Genomic DNA, 25,619 nt, shown 5'->3' with positions numbered 1-25,619 from the left:
TGTATTAGAGTCGTCGCCAACGACGGCCATCGCGGTTAAGGAGAAATTCCGCTTCTGTGGGTTCCCAGGTACCCGCTTCGTATTGGGGTACGGAGGCAGGATCGGCGGGAGCGTCCCAGGCGGCGAGAGCGGGAGTAACGATGCGCCATGCTTCTTCTACCTCATCAGAACGGGTAAATAGGGTTTGATCTCCTAGCATAGCGTCTAAAAGTAGGCGATTATAGGCATCGGCACTGGTGACACCGAAGGAGGAACCATAACTAAAGTCCATTTCTACCGTGCGGGTGCGTAATTCCGACCCCGGCATTTTCGCTTCAAAACGCAGGGCAATACCTTCATTAGGCTGAATTCGCAGACTAAGTACATTTGCATTGGTTTGTTGGGCTGCCGATTGGAAGATTAATAACGGCACATTGCGGAATTGGATGGCAATCTCGGAAACTTTTTTCGGCAGACGTTTACCCGTACGCAGGTAGAAGGGGACACCTTGCCAACGCCAGTTATCGACGATTAATTTCATGGCCACATAGGTGGGAGTGGTGGATTCCGGATTAACGTCCTTTTCTTCCCGATAGCCCGGAATGGGTTTTCCTTTCATCCAACCGGCTTTATACTGGCCGCGGATGGCGGATTTTTCTAGGTTATTAATATCGGCCAGGTGAGTCGCTTGCAGGACTTTGACTTTTTCGCCGCGGATACTATCAGCGTTAATAGCGTTGGGTGCTTCCATCGCCGTCAAGCAGAATAACTGCATCAGGTGATTTTGCACCATATCGCGCAAAGCCCCCGATTTTTCGTAATATCCGGCTCGATCCTCCACTCCCACGGTTTCGGCTACGGTAATCTGGACGTGATCGATAAATTGACGATTCCAGAGGGGTTCAAAGATGGCGTTAGCAAATCGGAACACCAATAAGTTTTGGACGGTTTCCTTGCCTAAATAGTGGTCAATGCGATAAACTTGGTTCTCCTGACAAACCTCTTGTACGACTCGATTGAGAACTTGGGCAGAACTGAGATCTTTGCCAAAGGGTTTTTCGATCACTAATCGGTGTTTAATTGGGTCTTTCAGCATTCCGGCCGCCCCAAGGTTTTTAAGGCCGGGAGGGAAGAAATTAGGAGAAACCGCTAGATAAAAGACTCGATTGCCGCGAGTTCCCCGGATTCCGTCTAGTTCTTCCAGAAAGACTTTCATTTTGGCGTAACTTTCCGGATCGTCCATGTTGCCGGGGAAATAGTACAACCCTTGGGCGAAGTCTTGCCAATATTCCTCACTACCAATCCCGTCGGAAAATTCTTCGATGCCTTGGCGCATCTGTTGGCGAAAATAATCATGACTCCACTCTCGGCGCGCTGTACCGACGATGGTTAATTCGGCCGGTAGTCGTCTTTCCCGTTTCAGTTGATAGAGGGCAGGAACCAGTTTTCTTTGGGTTAAGTCTCCCGATGCCCCAAAAATGACTAAAATTAGGGGTTCTGGGGTTCTTTCTTGTCGCAATCCCACTCGGAGAGGATTTTCGAGCAGCTTTACCATAGGATTTTGTCTAGCCGAGGTGCATTATTTTCCAGTCTAGCGAAAATACTCGACAGGATACCTAAATTGACGCTCCCATCGCACTAAGCGCTTCGGGATTCCCTGTTCATCCAGTTACCTTATCTACTAAGCTTTCACCTAATAGACAGTGGGTAGTCTGTAGTCGGGCTTGAATTTCTGTCCGCCCGACAGTATTTGCCCGTGCGAGAATGTTTATAGCGGCGTTTTCGTCTCTATCCAAGACACACCCACAAGAACAAACATGAGTTCTTACAGATAATGTTTTCTTGACAATATTACCACAACTAGAACATTGTTGGCTAGTGTATTGTGGGTTCACCGCTACCACAAACTTCCCGTGTATTTTCCCAAAGTAGTCTAACCAATCGGTGAACATTGACCAACTCGCATCTTGAATAGATTTAGCAAGCTTAGGATTTTTCACCATATTAGATACCTTCAAGTCCTCATAGACTACCAAATCGTTAGATTGGATTAACGCTTTTGCTGTCTTGACGGCAAAATCTTTACGCTGTCTAGAAACTTTTAGATGAAGGCGAGCTACTTTAGATTTCTGTTTTAATCTTTTTTGGCTTCCCTTTTTCTTCTTTGAGAGTTTACGTTGAGCCTTTTTTAGTCTTTTTTCCGACTTACGAAGAAACCGTGGGTTATCAATTTTATCCCCATTAGAGTCAGTTAAGAAATGGTTTAAACCTAAATCAATCCCTACTTCTTTTCCTGTAGAGTCAAAGGTTTCTACTCTCTCAATGTCTAAGACAAATTGACAATAAAAGCCATCTGCTCGTTTAATAAGCCTGACTCTTTTGATAGTAGATTTATCGAGAATCTCACGGTTAAAAGTGCCGATTAACTTTAATTTTCCTATCCCTGTTTTATCCGTGATGTGGATAAACTTTTTGTCTTCTGTTAGTTTCCAACCAGAAGTTTTGTACTCGACAGACCTTGAAAACTTTTTGAATTTGGGATAGCCTTTTTTTGCCAAACCCCTTTGACAATTGTCGTAGAAACGGGATATAGAAAACCAAGCTCTTTCGGCACTTGCTTGACGAGCCATAGAGTTGAGTTTACCAACAAAAGAGAACTCAGGACTATTAGATAATTCGGTAGTTAGCCTACACAAAGTACCATAGTTAACCTGATCTTCTTTGGTAGAGTCCATCCAAAATCTTAGACACTTATTTCTAATAAACTGTCCCACCCTGATAGCCTCTTGAATAGCTATTTCTTGGGAAGGATTGACTTTTAACTTAAACTCTATGACTCGCATTGATTCGACCTCTCAATGTGTTATGTTATGATTATAGCAATCCACTGTACAAAATATCAAGAGTATAAAGACTAATTATTTTAAAACTCCTAGAGCTACCTTTAATCTCACCGTACATATAGTTCTCGTCACCAAATATCGTAGAAATGTGTTTCAGAAAGAGCATCTGGAGTTTTTGAGAATAGCTTTTCAAAACATAGCCGAGAAATGGAAGGCGAAGATAATAGAGATTAACGGAGAATCAGACCATATCCATATCCTTCTGACTTACCCACCCCATAAGCTGTTAAGTAGGGTCTGCTGAAAAAGTTTTTCCTGGGGGTAGGGTGTGGGGTGTGGGGTGTGGGGTGTAGGGTTTTACCGATTTTCAGGTGGTCAACTACCTAATTTTCAGGGAAAAAGTACCTCAATTTTCCCCCTGATCACTCCCATGCCTGGTACTTTTTGATTGACAAAAAGTCTAAAAGTCTTACCCAACAAGGTTTTTAGATTTATTCAGCAGACCCTAAGTAGTCTAATCGCTAACTTAAAATCAACTTCTTGCCAGCTGATGTGGGATAACTTTTCAGACCACTTGAAAGAGATATATGGTCAAGATAAGAGAATTTTGTGGACAGGGGCATATTTTGTGGCCAGTTGTGGCGGTGTCACAATAGACCAACTTAAGAAATATGTCGAGAATCAGGATTCCCCTGAATATTAGTTGTGCTTCGCTGTTTTATGCTGGTCGGTTTTTCATCTCGTCAGTGAAACCGAGGGTTCCTTCAAACCGACATTTAAGGTAAAAATTAACAACCACAATCAGTAATCAGTAATCAGTAATCAGTGATCAGTAATCAGTGATCACTGATCAGTCATCAGTCATCAGTAATTGGATAATATCTTTAGGCCTTTTTGAAATCAAAAAGTTCCGGGCCTGGGAGTGAGCGGGGGGAAAATTGGGGGACTTTTGCCCTGAAAATTAGGTAATTGACTTCCTAAAAATGGATAAAACCCCACACCCCACATCCTACCCCTAGGAAAAACTTTTTGCCGCAAACCCTGATTGAGGAGAGGCCATTATTTTTTGGCGGTTTTAACACAATCGAGGGTACGGACGATCGCAGCAGCCGCATAGTTACGACGGGCGGGATCATTTGGTACAAAGGCACTACCCTGTTCGTTCAAGGGAGAGGCCACACCGCAAAATCCCGACATCTGGGTAATTAAACTGGCAGCCCAGTGACCGGAAGTATCGGAAAAATTGACGGGGGTTTTAGTTTGGGCTAAATTGGGGGCTTGTTTTTGCTGAGTTTTTAGGTAGGTGGCGGCCTGTTTGAGAATCGCCATCAATTCGGCCCTGGTGATGGGGTCGGTGGGACGGAATTCGCCGTTAGCTTTGCCGGCAACAATACCATTGGCCCGGGCCCATTGGATTTTTTTGGCACTCCAGCGCGTCGCTTCCACATCGTTAAAACTGCCGCTGCCGGGGGGAATCTCTTCTAGGTTAATTTTGGTGACAGTTCCCATCCCTTCAATAATCATCGAGACGAATTGTTCCCTAGTGACGGGATTTTCGGGGCGGAAGGTGTTATCTTCTTTAAAACCGGCCACTACCCCAAGCGCGATCGCTTTTTCAATCTCAGTTTTATAAATATCGCCGCTAATATCCTGGAAACTGGACCCAGAACTGGGGGGAGGAGTGGTTTCACTGACGGGAGGTCTGCCGGCGGCCGCGAGAACTTCCGCTTCTTTGCCGCTAAAGTAGAAGTGGCCTAAACTTTTGCCTTGGAAAGTACGACGGCTAAATCTCCAACCCGGTTCGAGGATAATTTTCATAAATCCTGTTTGCATTCCTCGGGTTCTTCCCACCACTAATTCGGGTCTGCGAGCATCCCGGGGAGTTCCCACTAAGTATAATTCGCCATTGCGTTCCACAATACGCAAGATGTAATCTAGCCCAAAATCCCGGCCATCGAGACGGATAGAATAACCATTGCTATCGGTGGCGCGGCGACAAATGCCGGTAAAGTCAAAGTTGAGGAGCAGCGGGTCAATCATGACGGGATTTGAGCCGCTTTCGCTCCAACACTTCTGTTTTCCCTGGATTTGTTCCAAGACTAGCAGGTCAAATTTATTACCTCCGTAGGGACGAGCGATCGCTATTACCTGGGTCTGCTCGATGTCCTGTTCGTCAAAGTTGACCGCTGCTGTGGAAGTTATGCCCAAGGTCATTAGGGCGGTTAGGGCGATCGATAATCTGGCTTTCATGATCTTTATCTATAAGACGATTTTTGCAGTAAAAATAGACGTGCTAGTCCCAATATTCTAGGACTGAATACTTCCGGTTGTTGTTCCTGACTGCGCCGGATTGTTGTCTGTCTGCACAAGTTTTCTCTCAATCTTCAATTTCCGAACCTATTGATCCGAGCAATATTCTGCTTGAACTGGTGGGGTGATCAATATTCATTCGGTTAGCTGTTGAAACTGGCGAGATTTTGGCGGATTGTTGAAAATTTTAGCCAGCCATTCGAGTCTTAGGCTAAGATGGGGAGAGAGGCTTTTAATTGGCCGCAGCCCTTGACTTCCTCACAGGATTTAAGCCTAATAATTGCCTAAAAAATGGCAATTAATCGATTGAGGGCGATCAGTACCGCAGTGGATTATTATAGTTCATTAGCTCTGGTGAGCCATTGCCTTTTCTTTGGTGTGTGTGAGGTAAACAATTATGAGTAACTCCCCTGGTGATCCTTCTCCTCGTCCTAATCTTTTTCTGAGTATCGGTCGATTTTTCCGCCGGCCTTCTACTTTAATTGTCGGGGGAATTACTCTCCTGGGAATTACTTCCCTTGGCTATTTTACGACTCGTTATTTAGTTTATGAACGTCTCACCCCAATTTTAGACAATATCTTCAGTGAAATGCTGCACAGACCCGTCAGGGTAGGTAAGATAGAGGGCTTTTATTTTAATCGCATTCGTATCGGTAAATCGGAAATTCCAGCTACGGCCAATTCTGCTGATAGTTTATCTATTGATGCGATCGAATTGGGATTAAATCCGCTGCCCTTACTTTTAGGTCTGCCGCTGCCGATTGATGTCAAGTTAATTAATCCCAGTATTTATCTCGATCAGGATAAAAATGGTCAATGGCTCGATGATTTAGATAAAATATCTAGTAACTTTGATCGGGAGGCACCCATTAGATTAAATCTGGGTTTTCAGGTGGAGAAGGCAGCTATTACTATCCAACCCCACGCCCTGAAAAAACCGATAGAAATTAAGGCCGATGGTCAAGGAAGATTTATTGATAATCAAAAGCAGCCTCTTACCTATAATTTTAGCGCAGAAATCCTCAAAAGTCAAGTAAAAATTCAAGGAGAAACGGCGTTAAAAACGGGTGAAAGCCTAACTAATCTTCAGATTGATCGTTTAAACTTAGGTGAACTATTAACTTTAATTCCTAATCGCAATTTTCAATTAAATCAAGGACAATTAAATGCTAATATTGCTCTCAATATTCCCAGTTGGGCAAAGCTAAATCAAAGTCAAGGAAATGGCAATTTTCATCTGACAGAAGTGGTGGGAAAATTCCAACCTTTTCAGTATCCAATTAAGCTAACAACTAAATTAAATTTACGGGGAGATAAAGTATTAGTCGAACAAGCGATCGCAAGTATTGGCAAGATTAAAACTGAGGTGAGAGGAGAAGTAAATTGGCAAACTGGTTATCATCTCAATGTCGCTCTAGAATCGGTGGATTTACAACAGCTTTTAAGAATTATTTATCTGCAATCACCTCTAGATTTACGGGGAGAAGCACGATCTACTTTTCAAGTGACAGGAAAATTAGATCAACCTCTAATTAAAGGAACCGTTAGCAACAGCAAACCGATTATTTTTGAGCAAATTCCCATTCAATCAATAACCAGTAATTTTGAAACAAATCTCAATCGTCTTAGTTTAGATAAAATTCAAATTAAACCCCTCGCAGGTGGAGAAATTAAAGGGGAAGGAAAATTGCAGTTAAATCTTCTACAATCCCTGCAAAAAAATCAACCTCTTGACGGGACAAAAATGCCGATTAATTTGAATTTACAAGCTAATTTTCCCACGAGAAAAATTTTATCTCAATTGGCAACAATTCCCGCTAAAATTAATATAAACGATCTGCAAGCTACGATTAAAGCTAGAGGTAGTTTAGGACTGCCAGAACTGTTAATTAATTGGCAAATACCGACGGTTAATCAGTCAGGATTGCTCAATGTTGCTGGGGAGGGTAAAGTATTTTTAGGTGGCAACAAAATAAATTTAACCGATACGGTGATTAAAACAAATGGCGGCAGACTACAGGTTAATGCTAATAGTGATTTTACTAGCAAATTAGTCCGGGCAAAAATCACGGGTAATAACTTTTTATTGACTCCTTTTGTGCCTATTGTTTGTCAATATGTAGATAGTATTTGCCCCTACCTAGAAACCCTAGAACCCTTAAATTTAGAGACAGCTAATATTCAAGTTAGTGGCAAAATTGACCAACTAAATATTAATACTTTAAACGGAATTGCTAACTTAGGAATTAGCGGTAAACAAGGCACAATTTTAGTCAATAGTCAAGTATTGCAAGGAAATTTTCAGGCTAAAGCTGTCTTAGCGGGATTGCCGATTAATTCCCTATTGCCTAACTTACCAACTCAGGTTAAATTACTGCGATCGCAGATTAATTTACAAGGTTATTTAGGGGAATTACTGAATAATAAAAATAATATTTTTAGCAGTTGGCAAGGTCAAGGTAATCTGGAGTTATTAGTGGATAATAATCCTTTAATTGCTACAGCCAAACTGAATCAAGGTTTCCTGACAGGAACAGTCAACACCGGGGGAATTAGTCTCAATCCTCTAGTGAAAAATTTAACAGTTCCCGTCAGTTTAGGCAGGGCAAAAATCAGCTTTGCTGGTGGAATAAATTCTCTGATTAGTGGTACTTTAACGGATTTAAAAACTTGGCGCGGAGAGGGCGATATACAGTTATTTGTCAATAATCAATACCTAAGAACGACAACCCAACTGGAACAAGGTATTTTAAGCGGTATAGTTAATACGGCTGGCCTTAACTTAAATCCGTTTTTACCCAAGATAAATATTCCTGTTAGTTTAGGAAAAACCCAAGTCAATTTCACTGGTGCAATCAATAATTTACTAGCGGGAAAAATCCCTAATTTGTCCACCGTCAATGCTAGGGTAGATACTCACTTATTAGTAGATAATAATCCGATTAATACGGCTATTCAATTAAACAACGGTATTTTTAATATTCTCGGTAGCTTAGAGCGATTTCAGACTAATATTCCCCTAGCGTTGAATATTGAACAAACGAGGTTTCAAGCAACAGGAAATGCCCAAACTATTTTCGACTCCCTGCTAGAAAAACGACTTAACTTAAGCAGTGTCAAAGCAGTTTTTAACTCTCGTATTAATGTAGCAAAAGGAGAAATTAAAGCTAAGGCACAACTGAATAATAATTTCTGGCAAAGTGATATTATTGCCGCTAATCTTGATCCCGCTGCCGTACTAGGACAATTGCCAGGAATAAAATCAATCTCGATTCCCAACTTAGATTTTAGTGCCAATTTAGCGGGAAACATTAAAGAAATTTGGCAGGGAGTAACACCGATTCAGGTTAATAATCTCTCGGCACAGTGGGGAGAAAATAGCTTTGATGTGCGAGGAAATATTCTTTTAGCTAATCTTACCAGTCAACCCGATATCGCTGAGGTTAACTTAAATCTACAGGCAAAAACCGACCTTGCTGCTGTACCGCTAACGCAGATTATATCGCTTTTACCGATTGATTCTAACCTAAAACCCAGAGAATCGACACTGACAGGGATCGGAGAATTTCAAGGACAAATCACAGGAAAAAATCTCTTAACTGCTTGGCAAAAAGTGGGAAATATCCAAATCACAGGAGATATAAATTTAGCTAACTTTAGCATTAATGATCGACCCTTTGAACCTATCTTAAAAGGAAGTATGCAAGCAGGAATCGGTCAAAATATTAGTTTAAATCTGCGGGGAAATCAGGACATTATTGACCTAACTTTCGATCCTTGTCAACAAAATAATTGTCTGCTGCCCTATCTTCCCTTAGGGATAAATATTCGCCAAGCTTTTGGAAATGAAACTCCTTTTCTAGCAACAGCTAAACGAAGCGGAGAAAATTTAAATGTTCAGATTGCCGATTTTCCCCTAGAAATCCTGAAAATATCTCCCACGGCAGCCTACAATATTCCGGGGATTATTGCTGGACAAGTGAATGCTAATCTAGACATCAATTTATTTAACTTACAGGGACAGGGACAACTAGAGATTAATCGACCTAGTTTAGGTAACTTAATCGGAGAAAAATTAACGGCAAATTTGGTTTATCGGGATTCCATGGTTCAACTGCAAGCGGGGAGTTTACAAGTGGGTGCAAGTCAATATAATCTGCAAGGTTTATTTAATTGGCAAACCCAAGCAATAGAAGCTAAACTCAGGGTAGATCAAGGTTATATTCAAGATTTATTATCAGTTGCTAGTATTTATGATTTAACCAGTTTAATCAACTTTTTCTCCTCAGAGAATAACCCAGCTATTCAACTTAGTCCCCTAGAAGTAGGTAATCCCGAAGCTTCCCTAGCACAACAGGTAAATTTGCGGGCAAAAATTGAAGAAATAATCCAGCAATTAGCAGGGGAAAGAGGGGTAGTCGGGATACCTTCCGAACTAGATTTTCGCGGCCGTTATCAAGCAAATATAGCCTTAACTGGGACTTTAAAAAATCCAGATCTTAGCGTAAAATTTCAGGGCAATAGATGGGAATGGCGACCCCAAAGACCGACAGTAAATATTGTTAACCCTCTAGGAATTGTCACCACCGATACCCAATTAATTCCTATTGATGAAGTAACAATTAATCTTAACTTAAATCGTCAGTTGCTCAGGATAGAACCGATGAGACTAAAATCACGAGATTCTTCCGTATTTTTAGCGGGTGATTTTTCCCTAAAAAAAGTAGAGGGAACTTTTGCCGTGGAAAATCTTTCTCTGGATCTCTTGAGAAATTTTGTGCAGTTTCCCTTGGATGTATCCGGTAGTCTAAAAACTCAAGGACAAATTGCAGGAACCTTATTAAATCCTCGTATTCAGGGTAATTTTGCCTTTATTGATGGTGCAATTAATGCCCAAAATATTAATCAGGATATAATTGGTTTATTTACCTATAATCAGTATCGTTTTGATTTGCGGACAACCTCCTCCGAATCAATCCAACTCTATGCCAGCATTCCCTATCCTCCCTTACCGGGTAATGATCAATTAAAAATCCAAGCAAAATTGGGAACCGATGCAATCAAATTGATTGAAGCTATTAGTCAAAACGCCATCGAATGGGTTAATGGTGAGGGGGAGGTAGTTCTTTCAGCGACGGGAAGATTAGATATAAAAGAAGGCTTAAAAATCAAAGATTTAGAAGCAAATGGTATAGTTACTCTCAATAATGCCGCTATCCGTAGTGTTGCTTTTCCAGAGATTTTAACCGTAAATGGCCGCATTGGGTTAACCCCTGAAAACTTAACAGTAGAGGAATTACAAGGCTCGATCGCTGACAGACAAATTTCTGTGGTGGGAGTTTTACCTTTCTTTCAAGCCATCAAAAATAATCCTAATCCCTTAACAGTTAATATTCAAGAGGGAGATATAGCAATTAATGGCCTTTATCGGGGATTAATTGCTGGGAATGCCATGGTAACGGGAACAATTCAGCAACCAATTATCGGGGGGAATGTGCGTCTTTCTAAGGGTAAAGTTTTTCTTCCTCGCACCCCAGAAATTAATCAAGAAACGGATAAACCGGTGAGTCGCTGGCTGCAGCCTCTCAACATTCCTCAGACGACCAATATTACTCCAGTTTTAAATAATTTCCAAGTGTCTTTAGCAGGATTATCCATCGAACAAGAACCTTTGTATCAATTTGATTTTAGTGGTGCTTTAACCTTGAACGGTCCGCTCACTCCACTAGAGAAATTACAAACCAATGGAGTGATTAATCTCGAGCGAGGACGGGTTAGCTATATCGATACTCGTTTTCTTCTTAACCGACGCAATCAAAATGTTATTGTTTTCGATTCTAGTCGCGGTTTGGGAATTTTAAACCCCTTTGTTGATATTCAACTGCGAACAATTCTCAGCGAATTTTCTCAATCTCGCGATTTTGCTATCTCCCGTCCGGGGGGGGATTTTCCTAGTAATGAAATTCCCGATGATAGCCTCAATCGCATTCAAAGGATCGATGTCACCCTCAGCGTTGAAGGGGAATTAAATCGCTTGCTACCAAATTTAGGCCGTAATATCAATGAAGTGTGCCAAATTCGTCCCGATAGTCCACCTTTTCCCCTAGAGGAAAACTATACAAATGCAGAATTACAAAAAGCTGCTAATTGTCTACAAGCAGTGGCTTTTGCTAGAGGTGAAGACGAGGGACTGCTTAATACTCCCCTAGTTAAATTAACCAGCACTCCCCCCCGCAGCCAAGGGGAAATCGTTCGACTTTTGGGGGAACAATTGCTGTCGGTTTTTAATGGTCTACAGGGGAAAAATACGGAACAATTAATTCAATTTGGAGTGGTTCAGTTGGCGATTCCCCTCTTAGCCCAAGGAGTCGTGTATGATGTGGAGAATGCGGTTAGTAATGCGATCGGAGCAACGGATTTTAATATTCTTCCCAATTTGGAAACCGTCTATCGAGTCAATTCCCAGTCTTTTATCCGCTTCTCCTACGATTACAATTTGAATGAGTTTACCGTCCGCTATCAAACTCAATTTTAAAGTAAGATTGAGAGATATAGGAGAGTTCAGAAGTTAGGAGATAAGGCAAAATTAGGTTATACTTCATCTTACTTGATATTCTATGATTATTCGCGAGGCTAAAGAAACAGATTTACCAACAATTATCGAGATTTATAATGCTGCTGTTCCCACTCGCAAGGCAACCGCAGATTTAAAGCCTATTTCCCTCGAAAGTCGGCGAGAATGGTTTGAAAAGCACGATCCTGAACAGTATCCCATCTGGGTAATAGTGATCGAAGGTCGGGTGATGGGTTGGCTAAGTTTACAGATGTTTTATGGTCGTGTCGCTTACCAAAAAACGGCAGAGGTTAGTTTATATATTGCCCCCGATTATCAAGGTCGTGGAATCGGTAAATTATTAGTAGAATATGCCTTGGAGCGCTGTCCCCAATTGGGTATATCTAATCTTATCTGTATTATTTTTGCCCACAATCAAGCCAGTATTTGTCTCTTTGAAAAATTCGGCTTTCAACGATGGGGTTATTTACCCCAAATTGCCGCTCTAGACGATTTTCTGGCTGATGTGGTCATTTTAGGGAAAAAAGTCGCTTAAATAGGCAATTTATCCATAGCTAGACTAAATTCTAGACTTAATTGAATATAAGCATTTTCCGGTTCGCCTAGAGATGGTTTCTGGGTGAGAGAAAAGAGATAGTCCTCATACCAAATCTCAGAACTTCCCGCACATTTTTCGTCTCTAAATAACCATTGTTGAAACACTTGTTCTCTACCATCCTGAGGGGCAACAATCTGATAAACTTTTAGCGATTTTTTAGCAATTCTCTGGCTGCCCTTGCTGGTTAATTCATAACCTAACAAGTTCAAACAATTACGAATAATCGTCAGAGGACGGGAAGTATTAGAGAGATTAATCTTGGTGATAGTTTTAATCTCGTTGCGGTTTTTAATGGCGATTTCGGCCATTTTTTGTAAGTCGGCATCATGATTAGTTAATTCTCTTTCAGGATTAGCTAATAATACGGGAATTCCTAACACTTCTAACGTCCCGATAATCACTCCTAATTGACTACCATTAAAATCAGGAATAAATAAACTTCCGTGACCAGATTCTATCAGTTTACGCGCAATTAAAGCATCTCGATCACACAAAAATTGTCGCCCAATTGTCAAAAAGTAATGTAGGCGTAGTTCTTGATACCATCCCTGATCATCTTTAATCACTAATTGCGGGGTGACGGGGAGCCCATAGCGTTTGTATAGGTCATATTTCCTGATAATTCTCCTTTCTTTTACTGACTTAATTAACTGTTTTTTTAGCCAACGATATTCTGATTCCGTTATCTCGGCTGCGCTGGCAATTGCCTCGCATTCAGAACGATAATTATGTTCCCTAATTTCCTCGATTGCTTCTGTTAACTGATTATTTATTTCTAGTTCTTCTTCCTGATTTCGTTCTTTAATTCTATGGCCTTCTGCTTGTAAAATTCCTAGAATTGACTGACGATAATTAAGCATATAAGCATTTACTCGCACAGCCATTTTAGCCCAGCAGAGGAGAGATTCCGCTTGAAAACTTGTATCTAAATCCTCTAGAGATTCTAAATCTGATTGGTGTAGTAAGCGAATATTAACCTCCGTTAGTCGGTGTCCAGAGGTGAGAAGTTTGGGGATAGAAGTGGAACCATTGCCCACCTGATTAAATCCGTAGGCTGCTGACCAAATATAACGAGGAATATTCTCCCTAATTCTCCCTAAAAATTGAGCGATAGAAGTGGGAGTTTGAATCCCTTGTGCTAAACACCAAACCGAGGTAAAGTGTTGCTGAAGATCAATACTAATTCCCGTTTCGATCGCAGGACTAGCTAGAACTATATCATAGTTAAGCAACAACTGATTTAAATTGCCAATCGCTTGATAAGCAGCGTGACTAGAATCTTGCAATGACTCTGAATCTATCCGCAGAATTTTCTTTTGAGGAAATTGCTTTTTTAGATAAGATTCTAGGGTAATTGTTCCCCATTTGCTGGTTAACTTTTGTGCCGATAGACAAACAAAAGGTTTTCCTCCCTCTTTAATATGTTTGACTAAATCCTTAACTAGCTGTTGGGGAGTATTATCAGAGTAGTTATAAACTCGCCAAGCTTCTTGATAACTGGGTTTCCACTCGTTACTAATCAAGAAAGTTTCTAGTTCAATTGCCGCTAGAGAAGTTAAATAATCTAGGGAAATATCACTTAAATCAGCATCAGCAACTAAGACTTTTCCCCCACTGCTGACCACATTTTGCAGCAGGGACTTTAAAGACTTTAAAATTGCTACACGATTAGTTTTACAAGTATCCCCATTTAACCCATGCCATAGGACTTGTTCGATCTCATCGATAATAATAATAGCTCCTTGCCAATCTTCCGCTTGAAATTTAGCCTGTGATTGGGGATGGAGAGAGTCAATACATAAACCATAACCGTAAATTTTTGCCGCAGGATTATCCCTAATTTTGCTGATATAGTTTAAACCAAAGCGTTGACATAATTCCTCTACCAGTTTCACCCGATGACCGATAACTAAAACTTTTTGTTGATTGGCAATAGCCTGTTTAACTATCTTGGCTAAAAACTCAGTTTTTCCCGTACCTTTAGCCGATTTAATCGCCATTAACTGCGCTGATGTAGGAATATAAATATCTGGCAAGTAACGGCTATTTAACTCTAGATGAGGTGGGAGAGTTAAACTATTTAAACTCGCTGCCTTCCAAATTTCCCAAGAGGTGGCTTTTTGATAGACTTGTTGGAAGTAATCTTCTCCTCGATTGATTAGTAAATCATCCACCCCTTTACCGTCAGCAGCATCCCAACTAACTACCTTTACCTGACAGTTAGCCTGACTGAATAGATAACCCATTCTCTGTAAAGCTAAATTAACCGCTTGTTGGTTCTTTGGTTTAGTTTCTTGATCAAAAACTAGATAAATCTTTCGTCCGGAATTAGCTAATTTTTCTAGCTGCGGAATTAGATGAGATTTGCCGATTCTCCTACCTAATTCGTCCTTGGGAGTACGATAACCATTGTGAATCCCGGGTAAGGCAATTGTCACATAACCTGCTGTTAGTAATGCTCCCGCTTTTTTCGCTCCTTCCGTAAGACAAATAGGTATCTCTGGATGTTTCATTACCCAAGACCAAAAACCGATATCTTCTTGCTTATTATCCACTTCTTCAGTTAAAATATTAATACTGATACGCTGGGCTATCCTTTGCCAAATTTTCAGGGGAACCCGCAAAGCAAAGACTCCCGTAGGGGTTTGGGGGGGATGTTCGTACTTAATCGGTTTAGCCTTATCGAAGCTTAAACGGGGAAAATCGGGCTTAAAACAGCCCCAAAGGTCATAATTACCCGTTAATAAGTCAATTCCTGAACACCACCAACCGCCTTGACTGGTATGTTCATAACGCTTGAGAATACCATCCCTAACCCTGCCATCATTGCGTCGCGGTAATTCTTGGGAGTAGAGTAGGTATTCACTGGGAGATAACCCCGCTAAACCGGTGACATTGAGATCGATTAACTCCGCATCCACCCCGCTATCACGCCATTCTTCTAAATATTTCATCCTTGTCCTCTACTGGCTACACGCTATATATAGCGTTTTTGTCCTATTATTCTAGCGGTAAGCCAATAAATAGCGAAAAGAGAAATTTTACTCTCTCAGAGGTTCTCAGAAGAAATTTGACTTTTAATCCACTCTTGTCTTAAATTATCGAAAAGTTAAGAACAAATAAAATCTCACCACAACCTCCTCAGCAGTCAATCTGTTCTGTTATCAAAGAAAAAGCTTTTTGTCAAGCATACAAAAAAACTATTTTTCTGAGAAAAATTCTTGATTTTTTCCAGAAAATGTCATCAAAAACACTGTTTTTAGGGAACAAAACAATCCTCGCTCTACCACATATAGAGTTATAAGATTATTTAACACGCTAGATGTTGTGTTTTCCTAGAAAATCTGATAGAATAAGCTAGTACAAATAGATTAATCTGTCAAGTTTTTTAACTCCAATTATGCAATCGAAGCCCTTGACTACTACCGTCTCCATTCACAAAAATAACGAAGTAATACCCTTTCGTTCTACCCCTTTAGCTAATATGGGCAGCCATGGAATTAGAGTGATTCGGCGCGATGGTTCCACCACAAGCTTAAATATCGGCAAAATTCGCGAGGTGGTAGAGTGGGCTTGTGAAGGCAAAAAAGTCAATTCGATCGCCTTAGAAGCGGGTTTAACCACACGCCTGCGGGATGGGATTACCACTAGGGAAATACAGGATAATTTAATTAATTGCGCCCTAGAAATGTGTAGTCCAGAGGAACCAGATTGGCGCTATGTGGCGGGAAGATTGCATATTTGGAGTCTTTGGAAAGATACCTTAGTAGCCCGGGGTTATCAGTACGGAAATTACGAGAAAACTGTCAAAACTCAAGTTAAAAAGTTGCTATACGATGAAAGGATTCTCCTCTATTCCGAAGCAGAGTTAAAAGCAGCTGGTTCTTGGATTAATCCCGATTGGGATATCGATTATGATTACGCTGGGGCATTGTTAATCACTAGCCGTTATTTACTCAAAAATGAGTTACCCCAAGAGGCATTATTAACCTGTTCCTTGCTGCTTGCCACTGTGGAAGAACCGGCTAATAGACTCGACTGGGCCAAGAAATTTTATCAAGCGATCGCTCAAAGAAAAATATCTCTTGCCACCCCAATTTTAGCCAATTTACGCACTCCCAAAGGTTCCCTAACCAGTTGTTTTATCCTCTCCATTGACGACAGTTTAGAAAGCATTTTCAGCGAGATTACTAATGCTGCCCGCATCTCAAAAAATGGTGGCGGTGTCGGGGTAAATGTAAGTAGAATTCGCGCCACTGGTAGCTGGGTAATGGGGAAAGCTAATGCTTCCGGGGGGATTATTCCTTGGATTAAATTACTCAACGATACAGCTATTGCAGTAAATCAGGGGGGAAGACGCGCCGGGGCAGTAACTATCGGTGTTGATATCTGGCATTTAGATGTGCCAGAATTTCTGGAAATGCAGACAGAAAACGGTGATCAAAGACGCAAAGCTTATGATATTTTTCCCCAATTAGTGATCACCGATGAATTTATGCATCGGGTGATAAATAAAGCCGAGTGGACATTAGTAGACCCCTACGAAGTTCGCAGAAAATTAGGTATAGAATTAGCGGAACTATGGGGGGAAGAATTTGAAGAGGCTTATCGTTTAGTAGAAGCTAATTTAGATCAAGAGATTCTCCTCTATAAAAAAATCAATGCCCGGGACTTATTTAAAAGTATCATGCGTTCCCAAGTGGAAACAGGAATGCCCTACATTGCCTTCAAAGATACCATCAATCGCGCTAATCCTAATAAACACGATGGCTATATCCCCGGTGTAAATTTATGCACGGAGAGTTTCTCGAATGTCACCCCCGATAAAACTGCCCATTGCTGTAATTTAGTTAGCCTTAATTTAGCCAACATTGACAGGGAAGAAATCGAGTCTAATTGTCAAATCGCTGTCAGGATTCTCGACAATACTATCGATCTTACTAATCCTCCCTTTGATAATGCTCAAAACCACAACGATAAATATCGCACTATTGGGGTAGGGGCGATGGGATTGGCTGACTGGTTAGCTAAACGGAAATTATCCTACAATAACCTGTCAGAAATTAGTAATTTATTTGAAGAAATTGGCTATTGGTGTACCTATTCCTCGATGGAATTAGCCAAAGAACGCGGTGCTTATCAAGCTTTCTTGGGTAGTGAATGGAGTCAAGGTAAATTAATCGGTGCCAAACCAGTGGAATGGTTTTTGAATAACGCGGTACAACCGCAAAGATGGCAACAATTAGCAACAGATATTCAACGATTTGGCATCCGTAACTCCCATATTACCGCCATTGCTCCTAATACTTCCTCCAGTTTGGTACAGGGATGTACCGCTAGTGTTTTGCCGGTTTATAGTCGCTTTTTCTACGATAAATGGGCAAAGGGAACCGTTCCCATCGCGCCACCTTTTATTGAAGAAGCTTTCTGGTTTTATCCAGAGAACAAAAATCTCGAACAGCAGCAAGTGGTGAAAGCGATCGCTACCATGCAAGAATGGATCGATACGGGGATTTCTATGGAATTATTATTCAACCTTAATGAAGGGGTTTATTTCCCCGAAGAACCAAACCGTTGTCTCACAGCAAAAGACATTTTTGATACTCTAATCATGGCCTGGGAATTGCAATGTAAAGCGATTTATTATATCCGTACCGTACAAAAGGACAATTTTCGAGAGTCTAACGATAGTTGTTCTAGTTGCGCTAATTAGGGTTAACTTGGGTGGGCATTGCCCACCTTAAGAGACTGTTCGTAAATGAATATTAAGCGGAAATCGGAGCCTTCTTCAGTCTCCTTTTTAAGCTTGTTGTCACCTTATGAGCGTTGATTTTTTGCCAGAGAACTGTTCTGATACTAAATCCTGTTTAAACAGTAAAGGAGCGCCGGAGTTGGGAGCGGGGAGAAACAATTCGCAACTTGTGAGTTAATCACACTATTAAAAACGGATTTGCTATCACCATTAAGATAACTGCTGTGGGTGCTTAAAACTCAAATCTGATCACTGACAGAGTAATGTAGCGAAATATACGGAGCGCTCGAGCCAATTTGTAATATATGTGGCCTATAGAATAGGATGATGCGATCGTTGTCCATACTTGCATCGGGAGGGAACCGTGACGACTTTTCTGGCTTCGCTCAATTTACTGCTTTCTGGTTCTCCCGCTACTAATTTTCAGACCGGGAAATGGACTTTTCCGGCATTCTACTCCACTCTTGCTGCTGCTGCCCTAGCAGATTTAGTTTTTTCTCGTTACGAGATTGATGTACCGAAAAATTGTCAATTTTGGCATCGGGGTTTAAGTGATGTGTATCTCCTCGAAACTCTGACAACTCCCTACATTTTGCGCGTGTCTCACTGCCATTGGCGCAGCAAAATGGAAATCGACTTCGAGTTAGAATTATTAGATTATCTCGATCGCTCTCAGGTTCCCGTCGCCGCCCCAATTCGCAGCAAAAACGGTGATTTATCCCTAGAAATTAATGCCCCAGAAGGGAAACGTTACGCCGTCCTCTTTCCCTATGCCCCGGGAGAAATTGCTATTGGGGATATAGATATAAAACAAGCCTATCATTTAGGGGCGATCGTGGCTAATTTACATCGGGTGACAGCAGATTTTCACCCCCTAGCCCATCGTCATCCCCTCAACCTCAAATATCTTCTCGACGATTCCCTGCAAATTATCGCACCTTTTCTGCACCAACGACAGAGCGACCTAGACTGTATCTTAGAAACCATTGGGGAAATAGAGGAAGAAACCGCTAAATTACCGACAGAATCTCCCTATTGGGGCATTTGTTGGGGCGATCCTCATAGTGGTAATGTGCATATCACCCCTGATAATCAGATGACCCTATTTGATTTCGATCAGTGCGGTTATGGTTGGCGAGTTTTTGATATCGCTAAATTTCTGCAAGTTTCCCTACAATCCGGCTTAAATCGCCAGGTTCGCCAGGGTTTTATTCAAGGTTACCATGAAACAGTGCCTTTAACTGATGGTGAATTATCCTGTCTTCAGTATCTCACCCAAGCAGCCTATATCTGGTCTTGGTCAATTAGCTTAAATAACCTGCGTTTAACTGATTATAGTCGTCTCTGTGCCAATTATTTTACTAGCCGTTTGGCCATTCTCAAACGTTTAAAAACCCAAGAATGGGAATTATTCTAAGCAGCTTCGATGCTGCCGGGGATCAAATTTAGTCAGGGCAGGGTGTAGGGTGTGGGGTATGGGATTTTACCCATTTTCAGAAGGTTTTTAGATTTATGTAGCCGGCCCTAACTAACCAAGATCAACTTTCTTGCTGGTCAATGGCCAAACCAGGGATCGATCACTGTATGCTGGTAAGTATAGATAATCACTAGGTAAAGACTTTCTTTCCCATCTGCCGAAAATGAAGCAAGCTTTACCGCTCTTGAATACTCCCTCACAGCCTCACAGACAGATGGTATTATGTCCAGAAGAAAGAAGAAGTTTCCCTGTGGTCACAAGGGCTATGGCCAAGTCTGCCATCATTGCGCTCAACTAGATGCCGCTTGGGAAGAAAGGAAACGTCAAAAAAATGCCTGGGAAGCCACTTTTTCCCAAGATCCGATCGATCTGCGGGAATTACCGAAAAATGTGGTACTTAAAGCTAGGGAAATCCTGCAAGGATTGCAAAATCACCGCAATTATCGAGATTTCCATGGTAAACGATTGCGACACGATCGCTTTATTATCAGTATCCCTGTCACCCGCAATTATCGCCTCATCTGTCGCGACCACGGCAATCTCCTCGTCCCAGAAGCGGTCATCTCTCATGAAGATTATAATGTTTGTAAACCGGGTAGGTGAAGCTAATCTGTATATCGATAGATTTATATTGACACTCCCGTCGCACTCATGCGAGGGATTCTTGGTTCATCGAGTTTCCTTAATCTGGCAGGACGTATCCAACATTCACCAGAGGGAATCTCTCCCCAAACGTATTAGTTTCGGTATGCCCTACCGTACTTAGTCCCTTTTTGAGAATATTGATAGCGGCGTTAATATCTCTATCTTCTACATAGCCACAATGGGGACAAACATGGGTTCTCGTAGATAGAGATTTAGGTACTTTTTGATCACAATTAGAACAGTTTTGACTGGTATTATGGGGGGCTACTGCTACCGTAGCCTTACCATATTTAAAACCAAAATATTCTAACCATTGTCGAAAAGTTGACCAAGCCACATCATTAATAGATTTAGCTAGTTTCGAGTTTTTTACCATGCCTTTAACATTTAAATCGACCTGAGCGATAAAATCGTTAGATTTAATGACGCGCAATGCCTCTTTTGCGACAAAGCCTTTACGTTGCCTACTTACTCTTAAATGTTTTTTGGCATATCTCTCTCTAGCTTTTTTGTAGTTGTTTGATTGGAGTTGACCTCGTTTAAACTTTTTAGATTTCTTCCGATTGAGACGGTTTAATCTTTTCTCTGCTTTACGATAAAATTGCGGTATCTCTACCGTTTCCCCATCGCTGTTAGCATAGAAAACTTTTAAACCAACATCCAACCCTACACATTTTTTAGTAGGTTCAAGAGGTTTTGCCTATTCCCGAACATCTAAATTAATACAGAATTGGACATAATAACCGTCAGCACGTTTGACAATTCTTACCCGTTTAATTTGGTCTAGAGGGTAAAAGTTTAAGTCTCTGGTTCCTTTTAGTTTAACTGTGCCAATGTTTTTCTTATCTGTGAAAGTGATTTTCTTTCTATCCTCCGATAGTTGACCCCCAGAGTTTTTGTATTCCACAGAACGATTATTTTTCTGAAACTTAGGATAGCCTTTCTTTCCTTTTATTCCTTTCTTACAATTGTCATAGAAACGAGCAATAGCTGACCAGGCCCGTTCGGCTGATGCTTGTCTAGCCGCAGAATTTAAAGTATCAACAAACTTAAACTGTTTGGCGAGAACTGCACAATATCTATTGAGAGAATATTTATCGATTTTGTCTTCTCTCTTGGCATCCATCCAAAGCTTTAACGCTTTGTTTCTGATAAATTGTACGGTACGAATAGCTTCATCAATGGCAGAACATTGACTTGGTTTGACCACTGCTTTCATTTCTAAAACAATCATTGTTTATCGACCTCAAACAACTATTTTTATGCTAACGCATTTGCACAAAATTGTCAAGGATTCAATTGTGCTTCGCTTTTTTATACTGGTCGGGTTTCATCCCGTCAGTGAAACTGAGGGTCTTCACCCGACACTTAAGATAAACCTCTTGCAGCAGTTATCTTAATGGTGAGGTAGGAAGTTTTCGTTTTGGGGAGCCGGTCGTCGCTATCAAATTTCCTCGCCACCAAGCTGATAATCGGGTTTGATGACACCATTGTTACCTAAAATGTCGGATGAATGCCCCCGCTACATTTTTCGACAAGATACTCACCTTTGCGGGGGATGAAATCCGACCAGAATATCAATGACCCGTTCGGACCTCGGCGTGAGCTTTTGTCGAACGCTGATCTCACGGCTGAAGCCTGAGCGAAGTCGAAGGGTCAACCCCAGAGCATCGGTTTAACTCTACCATCTGTGGGTAAACTGTGTGGCGTTGCTGATTTAAGATATGAATCTTCTTTTGTGGGATTTTTAAAACCTAGACCCAAACTAACTTTTGGATGGGTGCAAGGTTGTCATTCATACCTTGATTCAGCAACGCCAGAAAACGCTTGCGGAGGCGATCTAACGGGGGTCGTTCAGTTAAACCTGTTTGATCTAGTCAAGAGCCTATGAACCAAGAATCCCCCGCTACACCGCGCGAGCGGTTAGCGGGGGAGAGTCAATGCCTTTGCCTAGCGGTTCAGGGGGGGATTGTGTAAAAATAAGAGAAGATCGGTTTTTTTTCACTAAACCTATGGCCACTTCTTCCACTGCCGTTAGAGAATTACCTCTCTTTCCCCTACCCGAAGTTGTTTTATTCCCGGGTCGTCCTCTGCCCCTGCACATCTTCGAGTTTCGCTATCGGATTATGATGAATACGATATTGGAGGAAGATCGCCGTTTTGGGGTCTTAATGGTAGATCCAGCCACGGGAGAAATCGCTAAAGTGGGCAGTTGTGCGGAAGTTGTCCGTTGTCAACGTCTCCCGGACGATCGGTTAAAAATTCTCACCATCGGTCAACAGCGCTTCCGTGTCCTAGAATACGTCCGGGAAAAACCCTATCGCATCGGTTTAGTGGAGTGGATTGAAGATGTCCCCACCACCCAAGATCTGCGACCTCTGGCCAAAGAAGTGGATCGACTGCTGCGGGATGTGGTTCATCTATCAGCCAAATTAACCGCTCAAAAAATTGAACTCCCCGACGATTTGCCCAGTCTTCCCCTCGAATTATCCTACTGGGTGGCAGGTAATCTCTACGGTGTGGCCGGGGAACAACAAGCCTTATTAGAAATGCTCGATACAGTCAGTCGTCTCCAACGAGAATCGGAAATTCTCACCTCGACTCGCAATCATCTGGCCGCTCGCACGGCTCTTAAAGATGCTTTAAATCAATGATCTTTCGGTTTTTCAGCTGCGGGAGAGGGAAATGGGGGAGTTATTTCAGTGAACAGTGAACAGTAATTCAGTAATCAGTGAACTGATAACTCACATCTGAAAACTGATGACTTACCCACTGATAACTGATAACTGATAACTGATAACTGATAACTGATAACTGATAACTGTTAATCTGGGGATTACCTAATGTTTACCTTGATACAGTAAAGTGGGGTTAAAACTGTTGCCCCCTTGCCCAGGAGAACTTTGATCATGTTGCTGACCTATAATCCCAACTCCTCACCCTTCCGAGAAGACTATAGCGAGAGTCGTCGGCTCCATTTTTATGATCGCGGGGAAAATATTCCTCTGGTGGTTGATGGAGTCTGGCAAGTTTATCGGGGTATGGCGCAACTAAGTCAAGTATCTGAGAGTGGAGAGGAAATTTTACTAGGCTGGGTTCATTCATCCCACTTTTTCGGCTTAAATTTCACCCATCTAGAATCCTATCACGCCAGAGCTTTGTCGGAACTGTACCTAAAATGGTACACGATCGCCGAAGTGGAAAATTCGGCGGAATTAACCAGGATGATGTTAAATCAAACAATCCGTCGTCAACAACAAACGGAATCGCTACTTGCGATCGCTGGACTCAAACGAGTGGAGGAACGTCTCCAGCAGTTACTACAGCTATTAAAGCGGGAAATGGGAGAACCAATCGCCCAAGGAAGTCGTTTAAAGATCCGTTTAACCCATCAAAATCTCGCCAATGCTATCGGTACCACAAGGGTAACGGTGACGCGTTTATTAGGCGAATTTCAGCGTCAGGGAGCGGTGAGCAGCGATTGCGCTCGCCATTTAATCATTCACGATTAAGTCAGTGCAACATTTAACCTAAGCAAAGCTGAGTATCGCTACCCAAACCTTGAAAAAGTACGGCATCATCCCGAAAGATGACGGCTGTTGCCTGCAAAGCACGAAACATTATATTCCGTGCGCCGTGCCAATCTCTTGGGGCTTGATAACCACACTGAGGGCAATTAAAAGTTTTTGAACCACCCAATTTTTCGTGGATATGACCACATTCCGGGCAAGTTTTTGAGGTATAGGACTCGTTACAACGAACCACCAAAACTCCCTGTCGGTTTGCCGCCTGCTGTAAGTGTTGAGCAAATCGGTAATGACTCCAGGTTAAGAGGCTGCGTACCGACTTCCGCTGAATTTTTCTAGTGGACTTTGAACTCATTTGACTTGTCTCAAAGGTCGGTAAAAAGATTACCTTATAGTGCCTTACTAGAAAAGAAGCAGTTTTGGCATGAAGGTCTTTGACTAAGTTTTGGATACGACCCCGTAACCGACTAGCGGCTTTACGCATTTTATAGCGTTGGCGTTGTGACTTCGATGTGCTAATCCTTGAACAAAGTTGGTCGAGATGCAGGCAAAGACGATGTATTGCTCCGATGTCTTTCCCGCCAACTTCCAAGATGGTTTCTCCGTCATAGCCCGTCAAAAAAGTTCTTACGCCTGGGTCTAGGGCAATCACTCGCTTTTCAAGAGTCACCTGAACAGGTTTTAAGGTCGGAAAACAAGCAAACCATTGATGACGACAATAAACTAATTGAGTGCCGTACTCGCAAGCAGTAGGAATTTCTTGGGGAGAAGTAAAGGATAGTCCTTTAGTTACTCTCGGATACCAAGTCCCGTTCTTGAAATTCCCTGGCTTAAATTTAATTACCGAAAGAGGTGGCACGACAGGACTTAAAACGAGCAGAGCCATTATTGGCCAATGCTTGCTGATAAGCGTCACAAGCGTCCGCCACTGCCTCTTGAAGTTGATGTCCTGGTAACGCCTTCACCCAATCTGGTTTGGGAAAAGAACGCAGGGTGGCTTGCATCTCGTAGATATTAGGCTTTGCTCCCGAGCCAAGCAGGTCAATCGTCTGGTTATAGAGCCAGCGATAAGCCGCTAACCATTGTTTCCAGACCTTGTGCAACTCCTTAGAGGGAAAGACCCTGATCCTTGAGACACTGTTGGGCTTCTCCTTGAAGGAGCGATTGCGTGGGTTCTTCTTGTAGGATTTTTTCGGCTTGCTTTTGGTATTTTCGCAGTCCGTAAAGCCTAGCAGAGAAACAGTGGAGGATGGACAAAATATCTTGGACGAGTTCTTCCTGGGGAGAGAGCTTAGATTCATTGAGAACCACGAGTTTGCATTCACATTGCTCACAGAGCCACTCAATAAGGGGGAAACCGAATCGAGCCAGCCGGTCTGGGTAGGCAACGGCAAGCAGTGGGACATTTCTTTGATGTATTCGCTCCAGAATAGAGAGGAATCGCTTCCGTTTAAAATTGAGTCCGCTTCCAATCTCTGTAATAATTTCGGCTCTGGGATATTTTGAGCGTAGAAATTCAGCTTGTCTTTCGAGGTCGTCCTTTTGCCCGTGAGTGGAAACTCTGGCGTAACAGATAATGGACTTACTTTCCGGCTCGTAGTCTTCGAGACAGTAGCGGCGTTGTCCTCCTGGGGTACGGATACTTTTGATTTTTCCGTCTGATTCCCATCGTCGAAGGGAGGAGATACTGACCCCAAGTAATTGGGAGGCTTCTTTCGGTGTAACATATTTCATTTTGCCACAAAATCTAGTCAAGCAACTCTATAGTAGTAGATAAAGATAGAGTTGGCTATGTTTTATGAGAATTTTGGGTACTAGCAACTACCTCCTGATGAAAAAATTTTCACCACCAGAGATGAAAGAGGTTTCTTTCCCTACACCCCACACCCTACACCCTCTTTCAAGTCAGACGAT

General features: G+C 42.0%; 16 protein-coding genes and 1 pseudogene. 9 read left to right on the top strand and 8 right to left on the bottom strand.

The window, feature by feature from the left end; genetic code table 11:
• Positions 1-4: 4 nt before the first annotated feature.
• Positions 5-1,534, bottom strand: coding sequence for a glucose-6-phosphate dehydrogenase (gene zwf / locus GQR42_RS20980; RefSeq protein ID WP_158201469.1), 1,530 nt, complete (start codon positions 1,532-1,534; stop codon positions 5-7).
• 106 nt (positions 1,535-1,640) lie between these two features.
• Complete coding sequence (locus GQR42_RS20975) at positions 1,641-2,822, bottom strand: RNA-guided endonuclease InsQ/TnpB family protein (RefSeq protein WP_158201468.1); 1,182 nt, start codon at positions 2,820-2,822, stop codon at positions 1,641-1,643.
• Positions 2,823-2,970: 148 nt separating this feature from the next.
• On the opposite strand from GQR42_RS20975, the gene GQR42_RS30110 reads away from it, so the two are divergent.
• Together GQR42_RS30110 and GQR42_RS30105 are read left to right on the top strand one after the other, a co-directional pair.
• Positions 2,971-3,126 carry a transposase gene (locus GQR42_RS30110; RefSeq protein ID WP_371730994.1) on the top strand — a complete coding sequence of 52 codons (156 nt, stop codon included), beginning with the start codon at positions 2,971-2,973 and terminating at the stop codon, positions 3,124-3,126.
• A 144-nt stretch (positions 3,127-3,270) separates the two neighbouring features.
• Positions 3,271-3,525, top strand: coding sequence for a transposase (locus GQR42_RS30105; RefSeq protein ID WP_199273220.1), 255 nt, complete (start codon positions 3,271-3,273; stop codon positions 3,523-3,525).
• 356 nt (positions 3,526-3,881) lie between these two features.
• On the opposite strand, the gene GQR42_RS20960 is transcribed toward GQR42_RS30105, so the two are convergent.
• Positions 3,882-5,072 carry a DUF3747 domain-containing protein gene (locus GQR42_RS20960; RefSeq protein ID WP_158201467.1) on the bottom strand — a complete coding sequence of 397 codons (1,191 nt, stop codon included), beginning with the start codon at positions 5,070-5,072 and terminating at the stop codon, positions 3,882-3,884.
• 457 nt (positions 5,073-5,529) lie between these two features.
• On the opposite strand from GQR42_RS20960, the gene GQR42_RS20955 reads away from it, so the two are divergent.
• Positions 5,530-11,667 carry a translocation/assembly module TamB domain-containing protein gene (locus tag GQR42_RS20955; protein WP_158201466.1) on the top strand — a complete coding sequence of 2,046 codons (6,138 nt, stop codon included), beginning with the start codon at positions 5,530-5,532 and terminating at the stop codon, positions 11,665-11,667.
• Positions 11,668-11,749: 82 nt separating this feature from the next.
• Positions 11,750-12,241, top strand: a complete 492-nt coding sequence (locus GQR42_RS20950; RefSeq protein ID WP_158201465.1) for a GNAT family N-acetyltransferase — start codon at positions 11,750-11,752, stop codon at positions 12,239-12,241.
• Here the strand turns inward: GQR42_RS20950 and GQR42_RS20945 are convergent.
• Positions 12,238-15,258 carry a plasmid replication protein, CyRepA1 family gene (locus tag GQR42_RS20945; RefSeq protein WP_158201464.1) on the bottom strand — a complete coding sequence of 1,007 codons (3,021 nt, stop codon included), beginning with the start codon at positions 15,256-15,258 and terminating at the stop codon, positions 12,238-12,240. The two genes, GQR42_RS20950 and GQR42_RS20945, sit on opposite strands and share 4 nt — an antisense overlap.
• Before the next feature lie 446 nt (positions 15,259-15,704).
• Between GQR42_RS20945 and GQR42_RS20940 the strand changes: the two genes are divergently transcribed.
• From GQR42_RS20940 to GQR42_RS20930, 3 genes are all read left to right on the top strand, one after another.
• Positions 15,705-18,017, top strand: coding sequence for a ribonucleoside-diphosphate reductase subunit alpha (locus tag GQR42_RS20940; protein ID WP_158201463.1), 2,313 nt, complete (start codon positions 15,705-15,707; stop codon positions 18,015-18,017).
• Positions 18,018-18,420: 403 nt separating this feature from the next.
• Positions 18,421-19,473, top strand: a complete 1,053-nt coding sequence (locus GQR42_RS20935; protein ID WP_158201462.1) for a phosphotransferase — start codon at positions 18,421-18,423, stop codon at positions 19,471-19,473.
• Positions 19,474-19,755: 282 nt separating this feature from the next.
• On the top strand, positions 19,756-20,136 hold the full coding sequence (locus GQR42_RS20930; RefSeq protein ID WP_002747647.1) for a DUF7682 family zinc-binding protein: 381 nt from the start codon (positions 19,756-19,758) through the stop codon (positions 20,134-20,136).
• 66 nt (positions 20,137-20,202) lie between these two features.
• Here the strand turns inward: GQR42_RS20930 and GQR42_RS20925 are convergent.
• Positions 20,203-21,412: pseudogene (locus GQR42_RS20925) on the bottom strand (RNA-guided endonuclease InsQ/TnpB family protein).
• Between the two features lie 778 nt (positions 21,413-22,190).
• Between GQR42_RS20925 and GQR42_RS20920 the strand changes: the two are divergent.
• Together GQR42_RS20920 and GQR42_RS20915 are read left to right on the top strand one after the other, a co-directional pair.
• Positions 22,191-22,832: an LON peptidase substrate-binding domain-containing protein gene (locus GQR42_RS20920; RefSeq protein ID WP_158201461.1), complete on the top strand. Its 642-nt coding sequence runs from the start codon at positions 22,191-22,193 to the stop codon at positions 22,830-22,832.
• Between the two features lie 255 nt (positions 22,833-23,087).
• Complete coding sequence (locus GQR42_RS20915) at positions 23,088-23,690, top strand: Crp/Fnr family transcriptional regulator (protein WP_158201460.1); 603 nt, start codon at positions 23,088-23,090, stop codon at positions 23,688-23,690.
• Between the two features lie 13 nt (positions 23,691-23,703).
• Here GQR42_RS20915 and GQR42_RS20910 read toward each other — a convergent pair whose 3' ends face one another.
• Genes GQR42_RS20910 through GQR42_RS20905 form a run of 3 tightly spaced genes read right to left on the bottom strand, consistent with a single transcriptional unit; the run spans position 23,704 to position 25,439 of the window.
• Positions 23,704-24,591 carry an RNA-guided endonuclease InsQ/TnpB family protein gene (locus tag GQR42_RS20910; RefSeq protein ID WP_233271107.1) on the bottom strand — a complete coding sequence of 296 codons (888 nt, stop codon included), beginning with the start codon at positions 24,589-24,591 and terminating at the stop codon, positions 23,704-23,706.
• Positions 24,542-24,808 (bottom strand): hypothetical protein, encoded by a 267-nt coding sequence (locus GQR42_RS29030; protein WP_233271106.1) that lies wholly within the window; start codon positions 24,806-24,808, stop codon positions 24,542-24,544. The genes GQR42_RS20910 and GQR42_RS29030 overlap by 50 nt, the downstream gene beginning before the upstream one ends.
• A gap of 4 nt (positions 24,809-24,812) precedes the next feature.
• Complete coding sequence (locus GQR42_RS20905) at positions 24,813-25,439, bottom strand: IS607 family transposase (RefSeq protein WP_158201459.1); 627 nt, start codon at positions 25,437-25,439, stop codon at positions 24,813-24,815.
• Between the last annotated feature and the right edge of the window lie 180 nt (positions 25,440-25,619).

The sequence above is a fragment of the Microcystis aeruginosa FD4 genome (assembly GCF_009792235.1).
GTDB classification, from domain to species: Bacteria; Cyanobacteriota; Cyanobacteriia; order Cyanobacteriales; family Microcystaceae; genus Microcystis; species Microcystis viridis.
The sequence above is the reverse complement of the archived record's forward strand: the minus strand, read 5'-3'. Positions and strand labels throughout refer to the sequence as shown.